We start from the raw sequence: 10,400 nt of genomic DNA, 5'->3' as shown, positions 1-10,400 counted from the left end.
GAGCATGGGGGTCTCCTCGATCGGCGTGGGGGTGCCGGTACCGTAGCGATCGGCTCGGGATGGTCGGAACATGTCAGAACGACCCGCGCTCCGGGGCTATACCCCGGTGCGGTCGCAGGGCGGTGACGGTGTGTTGGGGGTCGGAGGGTGACTGCGTTCGGTGGTCGGTAGATCTCGATCTGCCAACGAGTGGCGGATTCGTGCACAAGGCGTGTGCGCACTCTGTTTGAATCACGCGTCTCACTCGAACGGAACGGAGCGTTCTCCACCCATGTCTTCACGGATACCCGGGAGGCGGCGGGCGGCCGGTCTGGCCGGATTCGCCGGACTCGTCCTCACCGTCGGCCTGACACTGACCGGTTGCGACCCCTCGGCCGCCGACGGCGGGGCGAAGGCCTCGGCCGCGCCGACGGTCACGGCCAGCCCGACCGCCCCGCCCAGCCCGACCGCTGCCGTGCCGACCGCCCCGGCGCCCCCGGCGGTCACGCCCACGACCGTGCCCGATCCGGCGCCGACCCCGACCGGTGCCGCGACGCCGGCGACCCCGCCGACCGCCCACCCGCAGTCCGCTCCGGCCAAGGCGCCGCAGCCGAAGGTGACCACCGCGCAGCCGCCGACCGACCCGGAGCCGGAGCACACCACGGCGGCGGGCGGGGCCGGGTGCGAGATCCGCTCCAACGCGGGCAACTGCTATGCGGCCGGGCAGTTCTGCCGTGACGCCGACCTGGGCAGGAGCACCCACGACGCCAACGGCCGGATGATCTACTGCCGGATGGTCAGCGGCAAGCCGCACTGGCAGGCGTAGGCACCTTCGGGGCGCGCCCTACCCGTGCACCTGGGCCAGGGTGTCCCAGAACAGGTGCTCGTAGGCCTGGAGCAGCCGGCCGTACTCCAGCGCGGTGGCCAGGGTGTCGTCGTCCAGCGGGTCCGGCCCGAGGGCGTCGGCGGCCTGCTGCTCCAGCTCGGTCGCGGGCTGGGCGAAGAAGTCGAAGAACGCGCAGGCCTCGTCGGAGAAGCCGTAGCGATGGCGCAGGGCGTGGGCGATGGTGGCGCAATAGCCGCCCCAGGCCGCGAAGTTGGCCACGAGGGCGACGGCGGCCGCGCCGGGCGGGCGGCTGTTCAGACCGAGCCACGCGAGGAAGGCGGGATAGGCCTGGCAGCCGGGCAGCGGCGGCCGGGCCGCCATCGCTCCCGGGTCGAGGCCGCAGGCGGCGGCGAGGGCGGGCAGGGTGCGCAGCGCGGCGCTCTCGCCCTCGGCCAGGGCGACGAACCAGGCGCCGAGCGGGCGGTCCGCGCAGCGGGTGGCGAGCAGCAGCAGGCTGCGCCGGTCGGAGGTGATGATCCGCTGCTGCTGGGCGGCGAGTTCGGCGACCGCCGCGAGCGGGGCCGTGCCCTCGGCGAACGCGGCGATCAGCGCCGGGGCGGTGTCGCCCGGGGCCAACTCCGCGCGCAGGCGCTGGATCTGGTCGAGGATCGGGTTGTTCACCGGTGCCTCCGTGGTGCGGTTCGGTCCGGTGCCCATTCCTACCGCCTGGCGGCGCCGGCGCGGCGGCGACAGGCCGGGAGTGCCGGTGGCGGCGCTCCCGGCCAGGGGGGTCGGACCGGGACGGTGGGCTGAGCGGTCAGGCCCCGGCGCAGGCCTTGGTCAGATCACCGGCGGCGTCGCTGATCGGCCCGAAATCCGGTTCCTTGCCCTTGGACACGGCGTCCTGCGCATTGCTGACGGCGGTGGAGAGCTTGTCGGCGGCCGCGTCGACCTTGCCGTCACTGTCCTGACGGATCTTCTTGGTGTCATCGACGATCTTCTTCAGCGCGTCGACGGTGTGCTTGCGCCGACTGCTGTCGGTGATCTGGCCGACATTGAGGGCGGAGTCGGTGAGGTCCTGGACGTCGCCGGTGAGGCTGATCGCCCGCTTTCCGCAGTCGAGGGCCTGGTCGGCGTTCTTGCACGCGGTGAACAAGGGGGCCGCCACGAGCATCGCGAGCGCCGCGATGGCGAGGCGGTACGGCTTCTTTGTCATGTCTATATCCCTCCCGCTCCCCACAACGCCGGTTCGGTGCACAGAGGTTCCGGCGGGACAAGTGAACGGTCGGCAAAGTCCCGGCCGATGGCGGCCGATGGCGGACGGTGACGGTGGGCGCGACGGACGAGTGCGAATCCGGTGGCGTTCGGAGCGGAATTCCGGAAGGCTCGGGCGCATGGTCTCGGTATTGCAGAACGTGGCGATCGACTGTGCGGATGCCTATGAGCTGGCCCGGTTCTGGAGCGGGGTGACCGGCCGTCCGCTGGACCCGGACGACAAGCCGGGCGATCCGGAGGTCCAGGTGCTCCTGGCGGAGGGCCCGGCCCTGTACTTCCACCAGGTGCCCGAGGCCAAGACGGTCAAGAACCGGCTCCACCTGTGCCTGCGCCCGGAGACCTCGCGGGACCAGGAGGTGGAACGACTGCTGGCTCTCGGCGCCACCTTCGTCGCCGACCACCGGAATCCCGACGGCTCGGGCTGGGCGGTCCTCGCCGATCCCGAAGGCAACGAATTCTGCGTCCTGCGCAGCGAGTCCGACCGGGCCGCCACGACTCCGTAACGGACTCCATGACGACTCCATCCGCCCCTCCTTCAGACCCTTTCAGCGCTCCCCGGCACCGAAGAGGACGGGGCGCACCGCGGCTGGCTGGATGCGGGTGAGGGGCGGCCCGAAGCGCCAACCGGGGTACGGCCCGTCAGGTGCCGGCTCGGAAACCCGTACCGGCTGGGCACCGGCGCCGGAAACCCCATGTCGGGTCAACCGCGCGCAGTCACCCATATGGCTGTTCGTCAGGATTCGCCGGACGCCGTCCGATCGGCGGTCTACGCTGCGAACACGTAGCGCTACGTGCCGTAGCCGTTCGAGAGGAATCCCATGTCATCATCCTGCGACCCCCAGTACGCCCCGGCCGGCGATGTGAGCACCGCGCTCATGGTGATCGACTCCCGGCTCAAGGCCATCTACGACGGCAAGTCCGGCACGGACCCCGAACAGGAGCGGATGATCGACCAGTTCGCCGCGTCCATGGGCGCCGCCGGTTTCAACGAGCTCCTGGACGGCACCTGCACCCTCATCTACATGCTCATGAACTGGCTGCGGCAGGCGCTGGAGAACCACGAGGAGGACGTCGTCGAGTTCGTGGTGCCCTCCCTGGTGGCCTCGATGCGCATGATGCCCAGGACCTTCCGCCCCGAGGTCGTCCCCACCATGGCGGGCCTGCTCACCGCCGCGGGCACCGGCCTGAGCCCCAACCTGTGGCGCGCCCAGTACGGCCCCTGGACCGACGCCGAGCTGAACCCCCTGGAAGCCACGGCCGTCCTCCTCGCCGAGCACGTCAACCGGCTCTCCGGCAAGGAGGACCACAGCTTCGCCACCCGCCTGATCGCCGACGCCCTGTCCCAACTGGACGAGGACTGATCCGCGACGCCTCAGGTGCTGACGCGAGCCCGAGCGGGCTCGGGCTCGCGGACGGTGCCGAGCCGGCGGTCCGGGTCCGAGTGGGGTGGGAGTGGGACGGGTGGTCCCGGTTCGGTGGTGGGGCGCTGACCTGCTAGTGTTCTTCCTGTCGCGAGGGAGATGATTCCTCGTCAGGCGTCAGCGGTGCTACCAGAGCACGTCCTACTTTCAGTAGGGAGAGTCCGTGCAACCCGGGCCTGGCGCTCCACTGTCGGGCGGGGCCCGGCACCCATCAGGGTGCCGGGCCTCGCCTGCGTGCGTCACCGGGGCGGCGGCGGGACTTCGCCGGCGTGGTCGACCGCGGCCTTGTTGAGGATCGCGGAGGTGCCGACCACGGTCCCGGCCGGTCCCGCGTCGCCGGCTTCGGTGAGGACCGTGCGTTCGCCGAGGAAGGCGTAGGTGGTCCGGTCGAAGACCCACTGGGTCTGCTGGCCGTGTGCCGTACGGGCCACGGCGACGCCTTCGCGCCCTGCGGCGTCGCTGGTCGAGCGGACCACCGTGACCCCGGGGATCCGCTCGGCGGCCCGGTAGAGCGCGGCGCTGACCTGCGGCGGCGCCCAGGTCTCGGCCAGGAGGTCGCCGATCGCCGTGAACGCGCGCTGGTCCGGGTCCTGGCCTTCGCCGCGGCTCCCGTCGTGGATCAGCTTCAGCAGGGTGTCCGGGTCGGTGGGCAGCGAGGCGACGTACGCGTGGGTCGGGGCGCCGATCGACGGCCCGTCCCGGCGCGGGGTGTCGCTGTCGGGCGCGCCCTCCTCGCGCAGCAGGCCGGGGCGACCGCCGTCGGCGGAGAGCCATGCCTGCCGGGTGTGGACGGGTGCCATGGTCACCGGCCCTCCTGCGGCGCTCTGCGCGGCGTAGGCGACCTCGCTCTCGATGTAGACGAACTGGTCGGCGCGGACGGTCGGTTGCTCCGAGTCGGCGGCGGCGAGTGCGATGCGGTCGAGGAGCTGTGCCGCTTCGGGTGTGCCGATGGCGCTGCCCCCGGCCGTCGTGCCGTCGCGCCCGACCGTGCCTGCCCGGTCCACCACGACGACGGCGGCGATCGCCAGAGCGCAGGCGAGCGCCGGCAGCACGATACGGACCGGACGCCACCGGTGCGGCCCGCGCGGAGAGAGGCCGCCGCGTGGTTCGGCGCCCCCGGCCTTGCGGAGCAGTTCCTCCCTCAGCAGCAGTTGACGGTCGGCGCCGAGTCCGGGCACCGCCGGTGGGGGCAGCAGGCCGGTGAGTTCGCGGCGTTCGGGCTCCTCGGACGGGTGCTGCGGGTCGCGCCGTGGGGTGGCGTTCATCCGTGGCTCTCCTGGATCGAATGGGTCGGCTGGATCGACGATCGGATCGGCTGGATCGACCGGAGCGCGGGCAGGCGGCCCGGTGCGGGCCGCGCATGCGTGGCGCGGGCCTCGGCCTCGGTGAGTTCGCGCAGCCGGGCACGGGCCCGGGACAGGCGTGACCGTACGGTGCCGACCGGTGTACCGAGGGCCTCGGCCGCGCTGGCGTAGTCCAGTCCGGCCCACACCACGAGGGTGAAGACCTCCCGGTCGCGACGCCGGAGCTGGGCGAGGGCGCGGTGCGCGGCGCGCAGTTGCTCGACGTCCTCGAGGTGCTCGACCAGGTCATCGGCGAAGTCCGGGACCGACTCGCGGTTCGGCATCCGCGCGAGCGCGACGTCGCGGCGCCGGCGGGAACGGGCGTTGCGGCGCATGATGTTGGTCGCGATTCCCAGCAGCCACGGGCGCAGGCCGTCGCCGTCGGGGCGCAGCCTCTCGCGACCGCGCCACGCCTCCAGGAAGGTCGTCGAGACGACGTCCTCGGCCTCGGCCCAGTCGCCCGTCACGCGAAGGGCGTAGCGGTACAACACCTGGGCGTGCTCGTCGTAGAGCTCGCCCAAGGCGTCGCGGTCCCCGCGGCGAAGACGCGTTCTCATGAGTGTTTCCACACTCGGCCCTGCCCCGTCCGCCGCCCCGGTTCCGGTGACCTGTGTCACAGGTGTCGCCCGGGCGGCGCTCCCGCTCCGAATGTGGTCCGGATCACAGGAACTCCGGTGCCCGGGCGAGCAGTACAGGGCATGACCGCTACTTCCGTACCCCGCACTTCCGTACCCCGCCGGAACGTCCTCCGGGCCCTGGCCGTCGCCGTCGCGCTGGTCGGCGGCGTGACGCCCACCTGGGGCGGCGCGGCCTTCGCCGCGGAGCCGGAGACGTACACGCTCACGATCAGGCACCTGGACCGCAACGGCCGCACGCCGGTGAAGTACGTCACCAGCGTCACCGGGATCTCCGGCGCCGGCGCCGACCAGTCGGTGCAGCCGCACGACGCCTCCGGTGTCACCACCGTGCGGCTGCCCAGGGGCCGGTACCTGCTGGAGAGCGCCCTGTACACGGACGCGGTGGCGAACGGCACCGACTGGATCGTGCAGCCCCGCCTCGACCTCGACCACGACACCACCGTCACCGTCGACGCGCGGACCACCGCCCCGGTCGACGTGCGGCCCCCCGACGGCTCGGCGACGTTCCGGCTCAGCGGGATGTTCATCGAGGTCACGCACGAGGGTGTCACCAGGATGGCCAGCATCGTCAACCCGAAGCCGAACCTGCGGGTGGCCCACCTGGGGCCCGAGGCCGAAGCCGGGTCGGTGAAGCAGTGGTTCGACTCCTACTGGACGACCGGCACCGGCGGCTACGCGCTCGGCCAGACCTTCTCCGGCACCCGCGCGCTGACCGGGCTCACCCGCCAGTACACCGCGCAGGAGCTGGCCACCCTCCGGATCCGTGGCGGCGCCCGGCCGGGCGCCGGGGGGACCGTGGCCTTCGGCCTGGTGCCGACCTCCGGACAGACCGTCGGCCTCCCCCTGGAGATGGCGGCTCCGGGCACCGCCACCTTCTTCGTCACGCCCCAGCGCGGAACCTGGGAGGTCAGCTACACGACCCGCGGTGCCGCACCGAACTACTACGTGGCCAGGGACATCGCCGTACGGGCCGGGGCCACGACCACGCAGACCTTCGACAACGCGGTCTTCGGCCCCGCGCTCACCGGCCGTCCCGGTGTCGAACGCGACGGCGACCGGATCACCGCGGACATCCCGCTGCTCGCCGACGGCGACGGCCACGTGCCGTCGGCGCCGTTGTTCGACACGGCCTACACCTCGCTCTACCGTGACGGCGTGCTGGTCGGCACCCAGTCCGGCGACGCCCGACGCGCCGAGTTCACCGTGCCCGCGGGGCAGGGCTCGTACCGCCTGGCGAGCACGGTGACCCGCAAGACGGCGACCGGCGGGACCACCCAGGTGAACGCGTCGTGGACCTTCCCCTCGGCCGCGACGAGCGGGCCGACCCCGGTGCCGGTGAGCGTCGTGCGGTTCTCGCCCGAGCTCGGCCTGACCGGCGCGGCTCCGGCCGGGAGCCGGATCCGGGTGCCGATCACGGTGCAGGGCGCCGCCGCGAACGGCCGCGTCCGCTCGTTGACGGTCTCGATGTCCACCGACGGCGGCGTCTCGTGGACCGGGCTTCCGGTCGAGGCCGGCGCCGTCACGATCCAGAATCCGGCGGCGGGCACCGGTGTCTCCCTGCGCGCGGAGCTGACCGACACCGAGGGCAACACCCTCGACCAGACCCTCATCGACGCCTACCGCACCCAGTGAGCCCAGCGGGCGGCTGAAGCCGTACCAAAACTCGACAAGTAACTTGGCAAAGTTACTTGTCGAGTTGTACGGTGACAGCCATGACAGAGGAAATGACCGGGGACCGGGGCCGCAGCCAGTGGCGGTCCGAGTCGGCGGCGGAGCGGCTCCAGCACGCGATGAAGCGGCTCCGTGCCCGACTGCGCACCGAGTCCGGACAGCATTCGCTGGGCCTGTCCCAGAGCCAGCTCGTCGTCCTGGCGACGGTGCTGCGGGAGGGGCCGATCACCGCCGCCAGGCTCGCGGAGCTGGAGCACGTCAGTCCGCAGTCGATCGCGCAGAGCCTGGCGGCGCTGAAGTCGGCCGGACTGGTGCGCGGGGAGCCCGATCCGCAGGACGGGCGCAAGAAGCTGATCAGCGCCAATCCGTCCGCCGTCGAGCTGATCGACCGTCTCCTGGCGGGCCGCTCCCTGTTCCTGACGCAGGCCATCGACCAGGTGGTCGCCCCCGAGGAGCGCGAGGACCTGGAGAAGGCCATCGAACTGCTGGAGCGGCTCGCCACCGCGGATTCGATCCGAGCACGGAAATGAGCGCCGGGCGCGCCCCCGCCGACGGGCCGGCGCCCCTGTCAGGGCAGCAGCCCTTCTCCTGGCGCTTCACCGCCCCGCTGTACCTGGGCTCCAGCCTCAATCCGATCAACAGCGCCATCATCGCGACCGCCCTCGTCCCCATAGCCGACGGACTGCACGTCCCGGCGGGCAGCACCGCGATCCTGGTCACCTCGCTCTACCTGGCCAGCGCCATCGCCCAGCCCACCGCCGGCAAGCTGGCGGAGGTGGTCGGCCCGCGCCGGGTCTTCCTCGGCGGCATCCTGCTGGTGCTGCTCGGCGGCCTGGTCGGAGGCTTCGGGGCGAACCTGGCGACGCTGACCGTGGCCCGCGTCCTGATCGGCATCGGGACCTCGGCCGGATACCCGTCCGCGATGGTGCTCATCAGGCGCCGGGCGGCGCAGGTCGGTCTGGACGCGCCCCCGGGCAAGGTCCTCGGCGGGCTCGCCATCGCCGGGATGGCCACCGCCGCCGTCGGCCCGCCGCTGGGCGGGCTGCTGGTGGGCGCCGCCGGATGGCACTGGGCCTTCCTGATCAACATCCCGGTCACCGCGATCGCGCTGGCGGTGACGGTGCGCTGGGTGCCGAAGGACGCGGTGCCCGAACCCGACGGCGGCCCGGCGGGCGGCGGCCTCCGAGGCATCGCCCGGCGGATCGACCTGACCGGCATCCTCGGCTTCGCCGCCTCGATGACCGCGCTCATCATCTTCCTGATGGGCCTGCCGAGGGCCGACTGGGCCGCCCTCGCCGTCTTCGCCGCCGCCGCGGTGCCGACCGTGTGGTGGGAACTGCGCGCCCCGGAACCGTTCTTCGACCTGCGCGGACTGGCCGCCAACGGCCCGCTGAGCCGCACGTACCTGCGCCAGGCGCTGACCCTGATCGGCCTCTACACGGTGATGTACGGCGTCACCGAGTGGCTGGAGGCGGCACACGGCTACTCCGCCACCACGGCCGGGCTGCTCCTGCTGCCGATGGCCGGAGTGTCCGCGCTGCTCGCGCAGCCGCTCGCCAGCCGCAACCTGGTGCGCGGGCCGCTGGTCGCCTCGGCGGTCACCATGCTGGCCGGATCCGCCGCGATCGTGCTCCTCACCTCGCACAGCCCGGCGATCGTGATCGTCCTGGTGATGCTGGTCTTCGGCATCACCAGCGCGGCCACCACGGTCGGCAACCAGACCGCCCTCTACCTGGAGGCCTCGCCGCGGCAGATCGGCACCGCCTCGGGGCTGTTCCGGACCTTCTCGTACCTGGGAACCATCGTCTCGTCCGTGATCACCGGCCTCGTCTTCCACAGCGGGGTCACCGACCGCGGCCTGCACGGCCTCGGTCTCGTCCTGGTCGGGGCCGGCGTCGCGGTCCTGCTGCTGACGGTCCTGGACCGGCGACTGATGGGCCGTGCCGTCGAACGCGCCGACAGCGGTGTGAGAGCGCCCGCCGCGACCGGGAACAGGCTCGAACCGAACCACAAGCACTGAAACAGCCCTGGAACAGCACCGAAGGAGTACTGCGCAATGACCACTCCCACGCTCACGGCCATCGACCCGAAGCGCACCGCCCTGCTGGCGATGGACTTCCAGAACGGCATCGTCGCCTCGATCCCCGGCTCGGACGCACTGATCGAGCGCGTCAAGGGCGCCATCGCGGACGTCCGTACCGCCGGCGGCACCATCGGGTACGTCCGCGTCGCCTTCACCGAGGAGGACTGGGACGCCGTCCCCGAGACCAACAAGACCTTCAGCGGTGTCGTCGCGGCCAGGATGCTGCACCACGAGGACGCCACCACGCGGATCGACGAGCGGATCGCCCCTCAGGACGGCGACCTCGTCGTGCGCAAGGTCCGCGTCGGCGGCATCCACACCACCACCCTCCACCGGCAGCTGACCGACCGCGGCATCGACACCCTGGTGCTCACCGGTCTCAGCACCAACGGAGTGGTCCTGTCCACCCTGCTGGACGCCGCCGACCGCGACTACCGCGTCCTCGTCGTCTCCGACTGCGTCGCCGACCACGATGCCGAGCTCCACGAGGTCCTGCTGAACAAGGTCTTCCCGTCCCGGGGCCACGTCATCGACACCGCCGAGCTGAAGCGGCTCCTGTCGCCGGCCTGACCCGGCCCGGACGGGTCAGGCCTTGCAGGCCTGCAAGTCGCGCCACGCGTGGACGCCGGGGGCGACCTCGACCACTTCGGACGGGTAGGCCTCCCGGACGAGGTCGAGCAGGGCACGCTGTTCCCGCAACCAGTCGGGCGCGGGGGAGAGCACGACCCGGAGCATGACGCCGGACCTCTCGGCGTCGGAGACGGTGACCCGGACCCCGCCGGGCCGACCGGGTTCGATTCGCAGCTCCGGGCCGTGCTCCTCGTCCAGCCAGCGGACCGCGAGCCCTCGGGCGAGCCGCTCCAACGCCTGCTCCCACTGCTGGAGTTGGCGATCGGTGACCACGATGGTGAACCGGCCGTGCACCGAGCCGGCGGTGACGGCGATCTCGCAGTCCAGCCAGTCATGGCCGAGCAGAGAGCCCGGCGTGTGCCGCCCGAGCACCCGCACCCGTACGCTGTGGCCGCCACCGTGCCCGTCGCGGCCGGGTGCGTCGTGGAATCCGGGTCGGTCCGTCAGTCTGATCAACTCGTGCTGGGATGCGACGATTTCACTCATTGCTCACTCCCGGTTACAGCGGATCCAAGAGCTGACATCCTCGCGCAG

12 protein-coding genes are annotated in these 10,400 nt (G+C 72.1%); 7 read left to right on the top strand and 5 right to left on the bottom strand.

The window, feature by feature from the left end; translation table 11 throughout:
• Positions 1 to 271 precede the first annotated feature (271 nt).
• Complete coding sequence (locus J0670_RS18150; protein ID WP_207812657.1) at positions 272 to 805, top strand: hypothetical protein; 534 nt, start codon at positions 272 to 274, stop codon at positions 803 to 805.
• Positions 806 to 823: 18 nt separating this feature from the next.
• On the opposite strand, the gene J0670_RS18145 is transcribed toward J0670_RS18150, so the two are convergent.
• The gene (locus J0670_RS18145; RefSeq protein ID WP_307806573.1) at positions 824 to 1,486 is read right to left on the bottom strand and encodes a transcriptional regulator; all 663 of its coding nucleotides are present in this window, start codon (positions 1,484 to 1,486) and stop codon (positions 824 to 826) included.
• Positions 1,487 to 1,622: 136 nt separating this feature from the next.
• A complete protein-coding gene (locus J0670_RS18140; protein ID WP_207812654.1) occupies positions 1,623 to 2,021 on the bottom strand; it encodes a hypothetical protein in 399 nt (132 codons plus the stop codon).
• A gap of 178 nt (positions 2,022 to 2,199) precedes the next feature.
• Here J0670_RS18140 and J0670_RS18135 point away from each other — a divergent pair, with 178 nt between their 5' ends.
• Complete coding sequence (locus J0670_RS18135) at positions 2,200 to 2,583, top strand: VOC family protein (protein ID WP_207812653.1); 384 nt, start codon at positions 2,200 to 2,202, stop codon at positions 2,581 to 2,583.
• A 315-nt stretch (positions 2,584 to 2,898) separates the two neighbouring features.
• Positions 2,899 to 3,441, top strand: a complete 543-nt coding sequence (locus tag J0670_RS18130; RefSeq protein ID WP_207812652.1) for a hypothetical protein — start codon at positions 2,899 to 2,901, stop codon at positions 3,439 to 3,441.
• A gap of 299 nt (positions 3,442 to 3,740) precedes the next feature.
• On the opposite strand, the gene J0670_RS18125 is transcribed toward J0670_RS18130, so the two are convergent.
• Both J0670_RS18125 and J0670_RS18120 read right to left on the bottom strand, forming a co-directional pair.
• Positions 3,741 to 4,766 (bottom strand): CU044_5270 family protein, encoded by a 1,026-nt coding sequence (locus tag J0670_RS18125; RefSeq protein WP_207812651.1) that lies wholly within the window; start codon positions 4,764 to 4,766, stop codon positions 3,741 to 3,743.
• Positions 4,763 to 5,401, bottom strand: coding sequence for an RNA polymerase sigma factor (locus J0670_RS18120; protein ID WP_207812650.1), 639 nt, complete (start codon positions 5,399 to 5,401; stop codon positions 4,763 to 4,765). The genes J0670_RS18125 and J0670_RS18120 overlap by 4 nt, the downstream gene beginning before the upstream one ends.
• Before the next feature lie 141 nt (positions 5,402 to 5,542).
• Here J0670_RS18120 and J0670_RS18115 point away from each other — a divergent pair, with 141 nt between their 5' ends.
• The 4 genes from J0670_RS18115 to J0670_RS18100 all read left to right on the top strand — a co-directional run bounded on the left by J0670_RS18115 (position 5,543) and on the right by J0670_RS18100 (position 9,806).
• Entirely contained in the window at positions 5,543 to 7,114 is a 1,572-nt protein-coding gene (locus J0670_RS18115) for a serine protease (protein ID WP_207812649.1), read from the top strand.
• Positions 7,115 to 7,194: 80 nt separating this feature from the next.
• A complete protein-coding gene (locus J0670_RS18110; protein WP_243437181.1) occupies positions 7,195 to 7,683 on the top strand; it encodes a MarR family winged helix-turn-helix transcriptional regulator in 489 nt (162 codons plus the stop codon).
• Positions 7,680 to 9,173, top strand: a complete 1,494-nt coding sequence (locus J0670_RS18105) for an MFS transporter (protein WP_207812648.1) — start codon at positions 7,680 to 7,682, stop codon at positions 9,171 to 9,173. Before J0670_RS18110 ends, J0670_RS18105 begins: the two co-directional genes overlap by 4 nt.
• 36 nt (positions 9,174 to 9,209) lie before the next feature.
• On the top strand, positions 9,210 to 9,806 hold the full coding sequence (locus J0670_RS18100; RefSeq protein WP_207812647.1) for a cysteine hydrolase family protein: 597 nt from the start codon (positions 9,210 to 9,212) through the stop codon (positions 9,804 to 9,806).
• Between the two features lie 15 nt (positions 9,807 to 9,821).
• On the opposite strand, the gene J0670_RS18095 is transcribed toward J0670_RS18100, so the two are convergent.
• On the bottom strand, positions 9,822 to 10,352 hold the full coding sequence (locus J0670_RS18095; RefSeq protein WP_207812646.1) for a DUF5959 family protein: 531 nt from the start codon (positions 10,350 to 10,352) through the stop codon (positions 9,822 to 9,824).
• Positions 10,353 to 10,400: the final 48 nt, after the last annotated feature.

The sequence above is a fragment of the Streptomyces sp. FH025 genome, assembly GCF_017427025.1.
Taxonomy (GTDB): Bacteria; Actinomycetota; Actinomycetes; order Streptomycetales; family Streptomycetaceae; genus Kitasatospora.
The sequence above is the reverse complement of the archived record's forward strand: the minus strand, read 5'-3'. Positions and strand labels throughout refer to the sequence as shown.